The sequence below is a fragment of the Kribbella sp. NPDC023972 genome, assembly GCF_040639075.1.
Classification (GTDB): domain Bacteria; phylum Actinomycetota; class Actinomycetes; order Propionibacteriales; family Kribbellaceae; genus Kribbella.
The window spans coordinates 177,595-191,821 of sequence record NZ_JBEZZH010000003.1 but is presented as its reverse complement, the minus strand read 5'-3'; the positions used below and the strand labels follow the sequence as shown (position 1 = coordinate 191,821).

12 protein-coding genes are annotated in these 14,227 nt (G+C 68.5%); 2 read left to right on the top strand and 10 right to left on the bottom strand.

The window, feature by feature from the left end; translation table 11 throughout:
- Nucleotides 1-5: 5 nt before the first annotated feature.
- The 6 genes from AB0F43_RS13955 to AB0F43_RS13930 form a co-directional block, all read right to left on the bottom strand.
- Nucleotides 6-1,127: a ubiquitin-like domain-containing protein gene (locus AB0F43_RS13955; protein WP_360475080.1), complete on the bottom strand. Its 1,122-nt coding sequence runs from the start codon at nt 1,125-1,127 to the stop codon at nt 6-8.
- A 218-nt stretch (nt 1,128-1,345) separates the two neighbouring features.
- Complete coding sequence (locus AB0F43_RS13950; RefSeq protein WP_360475077.1) at nt 1,346-1,960, bottom strand: nitroreductase family protein; 615 nt, start codon at nt 1,958-1,960, stop codon at nt 1,346-1,348.
- Nucleotides 1,961-1,970: 10 nt separating this feature from the next.
- The gene (locus tag AB0F43_RS13945) at nt 1,971-2,885 is read right to left on the bottom strand and encodes a TatD family hydrolase (RefSeq protein WP_360475074.1); all 915 of its coding nucleotides are present in this window, start codon (nt 2,883-2,885) and stop codon (nt 1,971-1,973) included.
- A gap of 183 nt (nt 2,886-3,068) precedes the next feature.
- Nucleotides 3,069-3,494: an SRPBCC domain-containing protein gene (locus tag AB0F43_RS13940; protein WP_360475071.1), complete on the bottom strand. Its 426-nt coding sequence runs from the start codon at nt 3,492-3,494 to the stop codon at nt 3,069-3,071.
- Nucleotides 3,495-3,558: 64 nt separating this feature from the next.
- A complete protein-coding gene (gene metG, locus AB0F43_RS13935) occupies nt 3,559-5,313 on the bottom strand; it encodes a methionine--tRNA ligase (protein WP_360475068.1) in 1,755 nt (584 codons plus the stop codon).
- Between the two features lie 160 nt (nt 5,314-5,473).
- Nucleotides 5,474-6,385, bottom strand: coding sequence for an NADP-dependent oxidoreductase (locus AB0F43_RS13930; protein ID WP_360475065.1), 912 nt, complete (start codon nt 6,383-6,385; stop codon nt 5,474-5,476).
- A gap of 139 nt (nt 6,386-6,524) precedes the next feature.
- Between AB0F43_RS13930 and AB0F43_RS13925 the strand changes: the two genes are divergently transcribed.
- Nucleotides 6,525-7,772 (top strand): helix-turn-helix transcriptional regulator, encoded by a 1,248-nt coding sequence (locus AB0F43_RS13925; protein ID WP_360475062.1) that lies wholly within the window; start codon nt 6,525-6,527, stop codon nt 7,770-7,772.
- On the opposite strand, the gene AB0F43_RS13920 is transcribed toward AB0F43_RS13925, so the two are convergent.
- The 3 genes from AB0F43_RS13920 to rsmI all read right to left on the bottom strand — a co-directional run bounded on the left by AB0F43_RS13920 (nt 7,769) and on the right by rsmI (nt 11,706).
- The gene (locus AB0F43_RS13920; RefSeq protein ID WP_360475059.1) at nt 7,769-9,187 is read right to left on the bottom strand and encodes a DUF234 domain-containing protein; all 1,419 of its coding nucleotides are present in this window, start codon (nt 9,185-9,187) and stop codon (nt 7,769-7,771) included. The genes AB0F43_RS13925 and AB0F43_RS13920 overlap by 4 nt on opposite strands.
- 70 nt (nt 9,188-9,257) lie before the next feature.
- Entirely contained in the window at nt 9,258-10,823 is a 1,566-nt protein-coding gene (metG, locus tag AB0F43_RS13915; RefSeq protein ID WP_360475056.1) for a methionine--tRNA ligase, read from the bottom strand.
- Nucleotides 10,824-10,851: 28 nt separating this feature from the next.
- The gene (gene rsmI, locus AB0F43_RS13910) at nt 10,852-11,706 is read right to left on the bottom strand and encodes a 16S rRNA (cytidine(1402)-2'-O)-methyltransferase (RefSeq protein ID WP_360475053.1); all 855 of its coding nucleotides are present in this window, start codon (nt 11,704-11,706) and stop codon (nt 10,852-10,854) included.
- A gap of 184 nt (nt 11,707-11,890) precedes the next feature.
- Between rsmI and AB0F43_RS13905 the strand changes: the two genes are divergently transcribed.
- Nucleotides 11,891-13,441 carry a phospholipid carrier-dependent glycosyltransferase gene (locus AB0F43_RS13905; RefSeq protein WP_360476787.1) on the top strand — a complete coding sequence of 517 codons (1,551 nt, stop codon included), beginning with the start codon at nt 11,891-11,893 and terminating at the stop codon, nt 13,439-13,441.
- A gap of 103 nt (nt 13,442-13,544) precedes the next feature.
- On the opposite strand, the gene AB0F43_RS13900 is transcribed toward AB0F43_RS13905, so the two are convergent.
- On the bottom strand, nt 13,545-14,219 hold the full coding sequence (locus AB0F43_RS13900) for a DUF1707 domain-containing protein (protein ID WP_360475050.1): 675 nt from the start codon (nt 14,217-14,219) through the stop codon (nt 13,545-13,547).
- Nucleotides 14,220-14,227: the final 8 nt, after the last annotated feature.

The window sequence follows — 14,227 nt, the reverse complement described above, 5'->3', positions numbered from 1 at the left end:
CTCACTCACGCGCGCTGGCCGCAGACCGGCCAGTCGCCGTAGCCGCCGCGGGCCGCCCGGACCTTCTCGGCGATCGCGATCTGCTGCGCCTTGCTGGCCAGGTGGGCGTTCTCGGCGTACGCGTCACCGCCGTACGCGACCCAGGTCTGGTGGCTGAACTGCAGGCCGCCGTAGTACCCGTTGCCGGTGTTCGTCGCCCAGTTTCCGCCGGACTCGCACTCGGCGATCCGGTCCCACACGCTCGTGTCACCGGTCGGCGGCGGCGCGACGTCGGTGGTCGGCTCCTCCGGCTTCGGCTTGGTGCCGATCAGGACCTTCTCGTCCACCGGCGCCGTGACGACCTTGCTGCCGACCACCTTGGTGGCGGACAGCTTGCCGTCCAGGTAGGTGAACAGGTACGTGATCGACTTCGCGCCGTCGGTGCCCTTGGCCGCGGTCTTCTTGGTGCCCTCGAGCAGGGTGGCCGACTCGGTCTCGTCCGTGCCATGCGCGATCGCCACGGTCTTGGTGACCTTCTTGACGTCGACCTTCACGTAACCGATGCGGTTGACGCCCGGCTTGAGCGCGGTCGCGGCGGCCGGGGTGATCCGGTCGTCCTGGTCCCACCCGATCTTCGCCGCGGTCAGCGCCTCGCCGACCGTCGCGGCCATCGACTTGATCGTCGCGACCTTGCCCTGCCGGACGATCTGCACCGTCTTCGGGGTCTGGACCACGAGGTTCAGCCCCTCACGCCCGATCGGCGCGCTCCGGCTGGTGGAGAACACGGCCGCGGTGTCGTACCGCAGGCCCAGGTCCGCGAGCGCCTCGTTGACGCTGTCGGCGGTGGTCCAGAAGGACCTCTTGGTGCCGTCCGCGGTGACGGTCAGCTGGCGACCGTACTGCACCGCGATCTCTTGGCCGTCCTTGAGCTTCGCGTCCAGCCCCGGCGCCACGACATCGTGCTCGCCGACCTGGATCTTCTTGGCCTCGAGGGCGTCCGCCACGGTGGAGCCGAAGGTGTGCACCTGCTGCACCTGGCCGTCGACGGAAAGACTGACTGTCTTGCTCTTGCTGGCATAGGCCACGGAGCCGCCGGCGACGGCGAACGCGGCCGTCGCACAGACGGCCACGATGATGGACTTACGCACTAACGCTCCCAGGTAGGGCTACCCGGGCACGGGGCGGGACAGTACGGGCGCAGGCCACACAGACCGGCCCCAGTGGGCCCGGACAACACGGTCAACGCCGAGGGGCGTACTGCCCGGAACCTTCCCCGATCCCGGCCAACGTCACGAGACAGTAACGAAGAAGTCGCGGAAGTGCCAATCCTCTCGTCGGCGAGTCGGGAAAAGGTGTAATGAGGCGATCACACCTCGTGACGGCCCCACTGCCCTCGATGCACCACTTCCGCCGTACTGCGGCGGCCTCGTTTCAGCGACGGCGACCGCTTGTCCGGGGCCCGGTAGCCGACCGACAACAGCCCGATCAGGTCGAACCCGGCGGGCACCCCGAACTCCTGGTAGAGCTTGCCCACCTTGTCCGCCGGAGGCCCGAAAAAGCAGGCCCCCAAGCCTTCGTCGACGACCGTCTGCAGCATCAGCAGCACCGCCATGCCGGTGTCGACGTACCAGTACGGCGCCGTCCAGCGGGACTCGTCGCGGTCGGTCCAGCCCTTGTCCGGCTCGGTGTACCGATCGAGGTACGCGTCCTTGTGCGCGAAGGCCAGGATCAGCAGCGGCGCCCGGCGCAGCCCTGTGATCCATTCCACATACTTGTCGTCGACCTGATCGGCCGCGATCGCCCAGTATCGCTCCCGGTCGTCGCCCTCCAGGGTGAGGAACGCCCAGCCCTGGCTGAACCCGCCCGACGGGGCGTGCAGGCCGTTCTCCAGGATGCGTTCCCGGATCTCCGCCGGAACCGGGCGATCGGGGTCGTAGTTGCGGACCATCCGGCGCCGCCGGACTACCTCACTGAACTCCATGAGGCACTGTCTACCAGGAACCCCCGAAGGCCCGGTTGGCGTTGGTGTTCAGGGCTTCGCAGAGCTCCGGGACGGAGATGTTGAGGACGCCGGCCATCTTCCGGACGGTGTGCGGGATCAGGTACGACGCGTTCGGCTGACCGCGATGCGGAGACGGCGTCAGGTACGGCGCGTCGGTCTCGACCAGGATGTGGTCCAGCGGAGTCACCGCCAGCGCGTCCCGCAGCGACTGGGCGTTCTTGAACGTCACCACGCCGGCGAAGCTCAGGAAGGCGCCGCGGTTCACGCACTCCCGGGCGAACTCGGTGTCACCGGAGAAGCAGTGCATCACCAGGCGGTCCGGCACACCCTCGCGGTCCAGGATCTTCAGGATGTCGTCGTGCGCGTCCCGGTCGTGGATCATCAGCGTCTTGTCCAGCCGCCTGGCCAGCTCGATGTGCGCGGCGAACGACTCGTGCTGCGCGGCCCGGCCGTCCTCACCGGTGCGGAAGTAGTCCAGCCCGGTCTCGCCGATCACTCGGACCTTGTCGGTGCTTTTCGCCAACCGCTCGATCTCGGCCAGCGCACTGTCCAACTCACCGGCGGCCTTCAGCTTCGGGGCTTCGTTGGGGTGCAGCGCGACGCCGGCGACGACGCTCTTGTACTGCTCCGCGGCCTCGACCGCCCACAACGCACCCGGCAGATCGCAGCCGACCTGGACGATCCGGGTCACGCCGACCGACGACGCCAGCTTGATCGCCTCGGCCGGGCTCAGCCAAGCACCGTCCTCGCCGTCGGCGATGTCGAGATGGCAGTGCGCGTCGACCACACTCATCGGCAGCGGGTCAGGCAACGCCGGCCGGGTCCGGTCCCGCGAGCGGCCGTCCTCCCCGATAGCGGCCCGCTCACGGGTCGGCCGGCGGACCTCCACACCATCAGCAGACATAGGGCCTAGGTTACTGACAGGTCGTGTCTGATGGTCCAGCGCCGTAGCGAGCAGGTGCTCGGTGCGGTAGCTCGGCGTGCTGGAGCGAAGGCCTCGATGTGGTTCCATCGTGGCCTTTGCTCCAGTGCGGCGAGGTGCCGTGCCGAGTGCCGCGCAGTAGGCGAGGGACCATCAGACACGACCTCACTCCTCGGCCGCTTCCTTGACCTTGGCCACGAGCATCTCCCACATGCCCTTGGAGTGGGCGGCCTCGTCCTCGCTGCTGTTGTTGTCCTGGGTGAGTTTCAGGTGCGTCGACGTGCCGTGGTCGTCCAGCTCGTAGGTGAGCGTGTGGTAGTTCTCCGGTACGTCGGGTTGCCCGCTCAACGGACTGTAGTGAGTCACCCGCAGCGTCCGGCCAGGGTCGATCTCCACGATCTCGCCCTTGTCCTCGTACGCCTTGCCTTCGTACTCACCGCTCCAGGTGATCGGACTCCCCTTCCGCCAGTCCGTCTTCACATCGGCCCCGAACATGAACTTCTTGATCTGGTCGGGATCGGTCAGCACCTCCCACACCCGCGCCGGCGAAGCATTGATGTCGGTCTCAGCAGTGGCCAGGTAGTCGGCCATGATCCTCAACTCCTCTCTACCAAGACCGTACGACCCCCGCTCCTTACGCGCTTGTAGAAAAGCGTCACCCGAGCCGCGCGAGCTCCTCGTCGACCACTTCAGGCGCCAGTTTCGTGAAGATCGGCGTCGGAGGACGGACAGGAGTTCCCGGTACGACGGGCTCCGGCGACCAGCTGGGCTGCGTGGAGTAGTCGCCGGTGATGATCGGGTACGGCGGCCCGCCGTCGAGATCGTCGACCTCGCGGATCTCCGGCCGCGGCAGGAAGGTGCCGGTCCCACCGAGCGCCTCGTGCACCCGTTGGGCCGAATGCGGCAGGAAGGGTGCGAGCAGGCGGTTGCTGTCGGCCACTACCTGAGCGGCGACGTGCAGAATCGTTGCCTTCCGCTCCGAGTCTGACTCTTTCCACGGCGCCTGCTGGGACAGGTACTGGTTGGCCTCGCCCGCGTTCCGCATCGCTTCGCCGATCGCGAGCTTCAGCCGCTGATGCCGGAGATGGTCGCCGACGGTATCGAAGGCGTCCTTGCTCGCGGCAAGGAGTGTGCGATCGGCCGGTGTGAGCTCACCGGCCGGAGGGATCGCACCGAAGTTCTTCGCGATCATCGACGCGGTCCGGTTCACCAGGTTGCCCCAGGTGCTGACCAGCTCGTCGTTGTTGCGCCGGACGAACTCCGCCCAGGTGAAGTCGGTGTCCTGGCTCTCCGGTCCGGCGACGGAGATGAAGTACCGCAGCGCGTCCGGGCCGTAGCGTTCCAGGACGTCGCGGACGTAGATCACCACCGACCGCGACGACGAGAACTTCCGGCCTTCCATGGTCAGGAACTCACTGCTGACCACCTCGGTCGGCAGGTTCAGAGCGCCGTACCGGCCTGGTGATCGGTTGTGGCCGAGCAGCTCGGCCGGCCAGATCTGGGCGTGGAAGGTGATGTTGTCCTTGCCCATGAAGTAGTACGACTGTGCATCGGGATCGCACCACCACTTGCGCCAGGCGTCCGGGACGCCGGTACGGCGGGCCCACTCGATACTGGCGGACAGGTAGCCGATGACGGCGTCGAACCACACGTACAGCCGCTTGTTCGGGTTGTCCTCCCAGCCGGGCAGCGGGACCGGGATACCCCAATCGATGTCGCGGGTCATCGCGCGCGGCCGGACATCGTCGAGCAGGTTGAGGGCGAACTTCAGTACGTTCGGCCGCCAGCCGGTGCGGGTCTGCAGCCAGGAGCCGAGTGCGTCGGCCAGGGCCGGGAGATCGAGGAAGAAGTGCTCGGTCTCGACGAACACCGGCGTCTCGCCGTTGATCCGGCTGCGCGGGTTGCGGAGGTCGATCGCGTCGAGCTGGTTGCCGCAGTTGTCACACTGATCCCCGCGCGCGGCGTCGTACCCGCAGATCGGGCAGGTGCCCTCGATGTAGCGGTCCGGCAGCGTGCGCCCGGTCGACGGCGAGATCGCGCCCATCGTGGTCCTGGGCACGAGATATCCGTTGCGGTGAACGGTTCTGAACAACTCCTGCGCGACGGAGTAGTGGTTGCGAGTGGTGGTCCGGGTGAACAGGTCGTAGCTCAGTCCCAGCCCCTGCAGGTCCTCGACGATCACCCGGTTGTACCGGTCCGCGAGCTCCCGGGGCGTGACGCCCTCCCGCTCGGCCTGGACGAGGATCGGCGTACCGTGCTCGTCCGTTCCGGACACCATCAGCACGTCGTGACCAGCCATCCGCAGGTACCGGCTGAACACGTCGGATGGCACACCGAAGCCGGAGACATGGCCGATATGCCTGGGCCCGTTCGCATACGGCCAGGCAACGGCGGACAGGATGCCGGTCATGGGGCCTCCCGCCCTGGACTGAGGAGCGGAGGGAGCGCAGCGACTGGAGCGACGAGGGAAGGGCGGGAGTCAAAGCCCCATGACCCCCGCGCCGGAGGCGCGGCATTCAATACAGCCATGCGGCCGACTCTAAGACTGCAGCCGGCCGCAGGCGACAGGATTAGACCAGTACGACGACCTTGCCCTGGGCGTGGCCGGATTCGCTGAGGTCCTGGGCCTTGGCGGCGTCGGCCAGCGCGAAGGTCTCCGCGATGCGGACCTGGAGGGTGCCGTCGGCAACGGCCTGGAGGTGGGCCGCCAGGCCGGCCCGCACCTGCTCCGGCGTGGCGGTGCTGCCCATCGAGACCGCGACGCCCAGCGCGCCGGCGTTCATGTCGGCGATGGTGACGATGCGGTCGGTGCCGCCGCGGAGCTCGATCGACTCCTGCAGCCCGCCCTGACCGGCGGCGTCGAACACCGCGTCGACGCCGTCCGGCGCGACCTCACGAACCCGGTCGACCAGGCCGTCGCCGTACGCGACCGGGATCGCGCCGATCGAGCGCAGGTATTCGTGGTTGGCCGGTGACGCCGTACCGATGACGGTGACCCCGGCGGCCTTGGCGAGCTGTACGGCGATCGAGCCGACCGCGCCCGCGGCGCCGTGCAGCAGCAGGGTCTCGCCGTCCTTCACACCGAGCTCGTCGAGGACGCGCTGAGCCGTCTCGCCCGCGACCGGCAAGCCGACTGCCTGCTCCCAGGCCACCCCGGCGGGCTTCGGTACGACGTTGCCGACGAGCGCGTGCTCGGCGTATGAACCGGTCGTCGCCCAGCCGACCACCTCGTCGCCGATCGCGAAGCCCGCACCCTCGCCCACCTCGTCCACCACGCCCGCGACCTCGATGCCGGGCGTCGCCGGGAAAGTGACGTCGATGAAACCCTGCATCCAGCCGCGACGGATCTTGAAGTCGAGCGGGTTCACGCCGGCGGCCCGGACCCTGACCCGCACCTCACCCGGCCCGGCGTGCGGCTCGGCCACGTCCTCGGTCCGCAGCACCTCGGGACCACCGAACTCCTCGAATACCACCGCTTGCATGTCCTGCCTCCATCGATTGGTTGATGCTTCAATCGATGATCTCGGCCCGGCCGCCGATCCCGACTGGCCGTTCGGACAGTTGTCCACCGCCCGAACGACGGGCTCAGGTGGACGCGTCAACCGACGTACTCTGGGCGATGTGCAGACGGCAGAGGTGCTGGGATCGGCGGCGCAGATCATTGACGGGCCCCCGGCGGAGATCCTGGCGCGGTTGTCGGCGGCGACCGCCGAGCTGATCCCGCATCGGGCGGTCGCCCAGCTCGCCTCGCAGTGCGCGTCCACGCCCGTCACCGCACACGGCGAGCCCGTCCTGGCCGAGGCCGTCACCGGCGCCGACCTGGCCGGGCTGCTCGGCACCGTGACCGCGGGCCAGCCGTGGCAGGGCGTCGTACCGATCGCGGGCTCGAGGCACCCTGTCCTGGCCGTCGCCAGCGACCGGGCACCGCGGGGTTCGGTGGTCGTCTTCATCCGGTACGACGAGACGCCGACGGAGGCGGCCGCGATGGTCCAGACCGTGTGGGACCTGATCACCGCGCACATGTACCGCCTCACGCTCGAGCGGGAGCCCGGCGCGCTGGCCCAGAACCGGGCCGTGGCGGAGGGCCGCGCCGACATCGCCGCCGAGCTCGGTGAGGCCCACGCGGCCACGCTCGCAACGCTCCTCGGCGTACTGCGGAACCAGCGGATCGATGACGCCTCGGCCCGCTCGATGGCGGTGGAGCTGGCCCTGAACGGGCTGGCGGAGCTGCGCAACGACACTCAGCGAGACCGGGTGTGCAGCGGCGAGGAGCCCGCCGGACGGGCGTTCGACCGGCTCGCCGAGTCGCTCCGCGCGCTGCTCCGGCACGGCCCGGTCGACCTCGAACTGGATGCCCCCGGCAACGACCGGCTGATCCCGGGCGGCGTCGCCCACGCGGCCCGGGTGGCGGTCCGGTCCGTCGTCCTCGCGATGCTCACCCAGGACCGGGTACGGCGGATCCGCGTCGGCTGGAGGTGGACCGACCCCGAACTGCAGGCGACCGTCCGCGACGACGGCCCGGGCCTGCTGGAGAACGTCCTCGACCTGGGTCAGCTGGCCGAACGGCTCCGCCTGCACGCGGGCGACCTCGACCTCGACTCCGTCCCCGGCTGGGGCATCACCGCCCGCATCACCCTCCGCCCCCAGTCAACCCCGCAGACGGTCACCTCGGAGCCACTCGCCGCCCTGGGCAACCGCGAACTGGAAGTCCTGGAACGCCTGGCTCAAGGCCACCGCAACCGCTCCATCGCCGATGCCCTCCACATCAGCGAGTCCACGGTCAAGTTCCACGTAGCCAACATCCTCACCAAACTGGCCGTAACCACCCGAACCCAGGCGGCTGCCCTCTACCACGCGACAGCGGTCTAGGATCGTCGATTCCAGGCGGCCAGCAGCTCGGCCGGCTGGTAAACGGCGTCAAGGCCCTTCGCAGTAACGCCGTTGCGCGAGACAGCCACCAGCGGAACCGGATCGTCAGTCAGTACGCCGCGATGCCGCTGGAGCGCTGCGAGGTCACGGTCGTCGAACCGGCTGTTGTCCAGCCATTTGATGGAACCGAGGAAAAGGAGTTCCTTCGCCACCGGACCACGGTCGGCCCCGACCAGGTCGACTTCGACATCGTTGCTCCGAGTCCAGTACCCACCCACGACAGGTGCCGCCGGCAACTGATCGTCCGGCAGCATTCTGGCCAGGGATTCACGGATCAGTGGCTCGACCGCTCGACCCCGCCAACTGCTCCACTTCTCCTTGATCCGGACCAGCGTCAGATCACCGCGCATCCGCTCGATCTCCGCCATGTGCGGGGCAAGGAACGTCAGCCAGAACCGCAGGTAGGGATCGGCGATCCGGTACCGCCGCTCCTTCGACGGGCGGAGTGAGACCGGCAGCTCGGCGACCACGATCCCCTTGTCCGTCAAGACCTGCATCGCCCTGGTGAGGCTGGTATGAGCGAGTCCGCCGGCGGACCGGGCGATGTTGCTGAAGGTCCGCTCGCCGCTCCCGATCACTCGCAGCACCTCTGCGCCGAGGGCTTGCGGCGGGAACTCCGCCGCCAGTGAGCGCTCGGCCGACACCAGCAGCGCCGACGTCGGATCGCTCAGGCTCGCCTTCAGGAAGTCGCGCAGAGTTCCCCCCGGCCGCCAATCCCTGCAGATCAAGGGCAGCCCACCGGTCACCAAAGCCGCATCGAAGGCCACGGCGGGCTGGAGGTCGAGCATGTCCGCGAGATCGGCGGGTGTGAGCGGCCCGACGACCATCTCGCGACCACGTTGGTGAAACGGCCGCTGGTAGCTGTTCAGGGACTCCATCATCGACAGATCCGACCCGACGAGCAGCAGAAGCACGGGCTTGCGACTGAACAATCGGTCCCACGCCCGCTGCAGCACGCCCTCGAAGGCGTCCACCCGAGCCATCAGGTACGGAACCTCGTCGATCACGACGACGCTCGGCTGATCGTCCGGCAGGAGGTCCGCGAGCAGGCGCAGGGCGGCGCTCCACTGAGTGGGCGCCTCCTCGGCGAAGACCTCGCGGTCAGGGAGGTTCGATGCGGCGACCGCCTCAGCCAGTTCAGTCAGTTCATCCTCGGCGGACTGGCCGGCTGCCGTGAAGAAGACGTACGGCACCTCGGCCGTCCGGAGGAACTCCTCGACCAAGCTCGACTTTCCGACCCGGCGGCGGCCCCGGATCAGGATGCACTCCCCCGGCTGTTCAGCATTCGACCGGAGCCGCGTCAGGGCGTCTCGCAGTACGCCAAGCTCGTGAGCCCGACCGATAAACCGCCGCACCGGCATCTCCTCATGAAAGTATCAGTGAGGATAGTATCATCAATGATACTATCCTCACTGATACCAATCCTCAGGATTCTTCGAGGCGAGGGAAGAGGGGCTCGCCCTTGGTGAGGATGGCGCCGGCCGGTAGCTGGCCCCAGGTGGCGGCGTCCTGGACTCGCTGGTCCTTCAGGGAGCCGAGCTTTTCTTCGGCGCCGAGGAGCGTCCAGAGCTTGGCGGACGTCTTGGGCATGGTCGGGTTGTGGAGTACGGCGACCGCGCGCAGGGTCTCGGCGGCGGAGTACAGGATGGTGGCCAGGCGGTCGCGCTTCGTGTCGTCCTTGGCGACCTTCCATGGCTCCTGCTCGGTGACGTAGCCGTTGACCGCGCCGACCAGGTCGTTGATCGCGGCCAGCGCGTCGTGGAACGCCAGTGTGTCGATCGCCCTGTCGGCCGTGGCCACGGTCTGGGTGAGCTTGTCCGCAAGCGCCTGCTCGGCCGGGCCGTGGTCGGTCGGCTCGGGCAGGGCGCCGTCGAAGTACTTGCCGACCATCGCCGCGATCCGGCTGGCCAGGTTGCCGAGGCCGTTGGCGAGCTCGGAGGTGTACACCGCGCTCAGGTGCTCCCAGGAGAACGACCCGTCCGAACCGAACTGGATCGTGCGCAGGAAGTAGTACCGGAACGCGTCCGAGCCGAAGTGGTCGGTGATCTCGTGCGGCGCGATCGCGGTCAGCTTGGACTTGCTCATCTTCTCGCCGCCGACCAGCAGCCAGCCGTGCGCGAACACCTGCCGCGGCACCGCGACCCCGGCGGCCATCAGCATGGCCGGCCAGATCACCGCGTGGAACCGGAGGATGTCCTTGCCCACCAGATGTACGTCGACCGGCCAGAGCTGCTCGAACCGCTCCGGGTCGGTGCCGTAGCCGGCCGCGGTCACGTAGTTGAGCAGCGCGTCGATCCAGACGTAGAGGACGTGGTCCTCGTCCCACGGCACCGGGATACCCCAGTCGAACGTCGACCGAGTGATCGACAGGTCCTGCAGGCCCTGCTTGACGAACGCGATCACCTCGTTGCGGGCACTCGCGGGCGCGACGAAGTCCGGCTGCGACTCGTACAGCTCCAGCAGCTTGTCGGCGTACGCCGAGAGCCGGAAGAAGTAGTTCGTCTCCGCGACCGTCTCCAGCTCGGTGCCGTGGATCATGCACCGCTGGGTGCCGTCCTCGTCGGTGCGGATGTCGGCCGGCAGCTTGAACTCCTCGCAGCCGACGCAGTACAGGCCCTCGTACTGGCCCTGGTAGACGTCGCCCTTGTCGTAGAGCGTCTGCCAGAACTCACGGACCCGCTCGGTGTGCCGCTGCTCGGTGGTCCGGATGAAGTCGTCGTACGCGATGTCGACGTCGACCCAGGCCGGTTTCCAGGCCTCCTCGACCAGCTTGTCGGTCCACTCCTTCGGCGACATGCCCTGGGCCTGCGCGCTGCGCATCACCTTCTCGCCGTGCTCGTCGGTACCGGTCAGGTACCACTTCCGCTCCCCGCGCTGCGCGTGCCAGCGGGTCAGGACGTCCCCGGCCACGGTCGTGTACGCGCTGCCGATGTGCGGCGCCGCCGTGACGTAGTAGATCGGGGTGGTGACGTAATAGGCCTTCTCGGACATAGGAAAAGGGTAGTGCCGCGCGCCAGTGCTATTGACCAGGGTCCCGGGCGGCGAGCACAGCGTCGTACACAGTCCGTTTGGGAACGTTGTACCGCTTCGCCACGTCGGCGATGGCCTGTTTACGGGGTGTTCCGGCTTCCTCGTCCGTGGCGACCTCCCGGGCGAGCTCCGCCGGGGTCAGCACCTGGCCCGGATCCGCGCCCGCGACGACCACCGTGATCTCACCCCTTACGCCGTCCGCCGCCCACTTCACCAGCTCCGCGACCGGGCCGCGTTTGACCTCTTCGTACGTCTTGGTGAGCTCGCGGCAGACCGCCGTACGACGCTCCGCGCCGAAGGCCTCGGCCATCGCCTCGAGGGACGCGGCCAGCCGGTGCGGGGCCTCGAAGAACACCATCGTCCGCTGCTCGTCCGCCAGCTCCCCCAACCGCCGCGCCCGCTCCCCCGGCTTGCGCGGCAGGAACCCCTCGAACGTGAACCGGTCGACCGGCAGACCGCTCAGCGCCAGCGCTGTCAGGACGGCGGACGGCCCAGGTACGGCGGTCACGTCCACGCCGGCCTCGATCGCCGCAGCCACCAACCGGTACCCCGGATCCGAAACACTCGGCATGCCCGCGTCCGTCACCACGACCACGGTCTGCCCCGCGGTCAACGCGTCCAGGAGGTCCGCGGTCCGCTCCCGCTCGTTGCCCTCGAAGTAGCTGACCACCCGGCCGGTGACCACGACACCCAGCTCCGACGTCAACCGCCGCAACCGCCGGGTGTCCTCAGCCGCCACCACATCGGCCTCCCCCAACACCCTCCCCAACCGAGCCGACGCATCCAGCACATCCCCAATAGGCGTCCCCGCCAACACCAGTCGCCCACTCACGGGCCCCATCATCGCAGGCCCCGGGCAGTACGCCGGGGGACAGTGCTACTGGGGGCTCCGTACGATGGCGGGCGTGACTGCTGTGATCGAGGACGGGACTGCTCGGCGGGGGGACGCTGCCGAGGGGCGGGACACGCTCGGGCGGGACGTGCTCGGAAGGCGGTTGCCGCCGCTGAAGGAGCGGTTGTACCCGCCGATGCCGAAGGACTTCGACGGTGGCTGGATCGCGACCCTGGTGATCACCGCGCTGGCCGCGTTCCTGCGGTTCTGGAACCTCGGCGAGCCGGTGAAGTTCGTCTTCGACGAGACGTACTACGCCAAGGACGCGTACAGCCTGCTCAAGTTCGGCTACGCCCGGCAGTTCATCGACCAGCCGGAGGGCGCCGCCGACAAGGCGATCCTGGCCGGCAACCTGGACGTCTTCAAGGACACCCCGAGCCTGACCGTGCACCCGGAGGTCGGCAAGTGGATGATCGCCGCCGGTGAGCAGCTGTTCGGGATGAACACGTTCGGCTGGCGATTCATGCCGGCCCTGTTCGGCACCCTGACCGTGCTGCTGCTGATCCGGACCGTACGGCGGATGACCCGGTCCACCCTGATCGGCTGCATCGCCGGCCTGCTGCTCGCGGTCGACGGCCTGCACTTCGTCATGTCCCGGGTCGCGCTGCTCGACATCTTCCTGGCCTTCTGGCTGGTCGCCGCGATCTCGTGCCTGGTCGCCGACCGGGACTGGAGCCGCCGCCGGCACGCCGACTCCCTCGACACCCCGGTTCCGGACGGCCAGCGCCGTACCCTCGGCCGCTGGCTGCTGATCCGCCCGTGGCGGATCGCCGCCGGTGTCTGTTTCGGCCTCGCGCTCGGCACCAAGTGGTCCGCGGTCTGGGTGATCGCCGGGTTCGGCATCCTCGTCTTCGCCTGGGACTTCGGCGCCCGGCGGGCCCTCGGCGTGCGGCGCGCGTTCGTGAAGTCGGCACTGGTCGACGGCATCCCGGCGTTCCTCAGCATCGTGCTGGTCGCGATCGTCACCTACACCGCGACCTGGACCGGCTGGCTGCTGCACGACAACGCCTACGACCACGACTACGCGTCCAAGAACCCGGCGACCGGCGTGATGAAGGTCGTCCCGGACGACTTCCGGTCGCTGATCCACTACCACCAGGAAGTGCTCGCTTTCCACACCGGCGACTACATCAAGAACGCCACCCACCCGTACGCCTCGAACCCGGCCGGCTGGCCGATCATCGCCCGCCCGATCGGTTTCGACGCGGTCAACGACATCAAGACCGGGACGAAGGGCTGCACCGCGCCGGCCGGGACGAACTGCCTGTCGGTGATCTCCGCGCTCGGCACACCGCTGCTGTGGTGGGGTGGCGCGCTCGCGCTGATCGCCGCGCTGGTGTTCTGGGTGGGCCAGCGGGATTGGCGCTTCGGCATACCCATCGTCGGCTACCTGACCTGCTGGCTGCCGTGGTTCGCCTTCGACGACAGACCGATCTTCTTCTTCTACGCCGTCACGATGATCCCGTTCACGGTGATGGCGCTGGCCCTCGTCCTCGGCAAGATCCTCGGCCCGGCCCGGACCGCCTTCGGCCAGGCGACATCGCGCCGGCTGATCGGCAGCGCGGTGGTCGGCGCGTTCGTCGTCCTGGTTGTCCTGAACTTCGCCTACATCTGGCCGATCCTCACCGACAAGGTCCTCCCCCACCCGGAGTGGCTCCAGCGCATGTGGTTCAAGACCTGGATCTAGCTGACCCATTTGGCTGGTTGACCCACCGCGTTGTGGGTTTGCCACCCGGAATACGGGTGGCAAACCCCCCATTTGGTGGGTCAACCAGCCAAATGCGATCGGTTCAGTGGCCTAGGTGGCCGTGGTTGCCGCCGTGGTTCTTGAAGCGTTTCTTGTGGCGTTTGGAGGCGATCTGGCCGCCGACGCCGCCAAAGAGGGCCAGGCCCTTCACGATGACGACCGGGGCGTTCGGGTCGGGTGAGTCGCCGCCGCGGGCCGCGAAGCCGCCGAAGATGCCGACGCCCTGGCTGCGGACCTCGACCGAGTCCGGGACGGTGAGGTCGATCCCGCCGAACACGGCGAACGCATAGATCGCCACCTCGCGGCCCTCGAACACCGCGTCCGTCATGTCCAGGTCGTGCCCGCCGAAGATCGCCACCGCGTTGGTCCGGCGCTTGACCCGCCGCCGGCCCTTCCGCTCGCCGCCACCGAAGATCGCGAACAGGGTGTCGAAGCTGTCCGACGGGTTGGCCGGCTCCTCGATCGGCACCGGGCTGTTCGACGGTACGGCGCTCGGCGCCGGCATCGCCTGCTGCGGGATGACGAGGTCCTGCGTGATCGGCTCGAGCTCACCCAGCGTCCTGGCCTTCAGCGTCTGCTCGAGCCGCTCGGCATGTTCGTCCTGCGTCAACCGCCCCGACATCAGGGCGTCCCGCAGTACGTCGACGACCCGGTCGCGATCGGTGTCGGAAGCGCGCAGATGTGCATGCGGGTGCGGGCGGTCGGGCAGGTTCTCCATAGGACGGA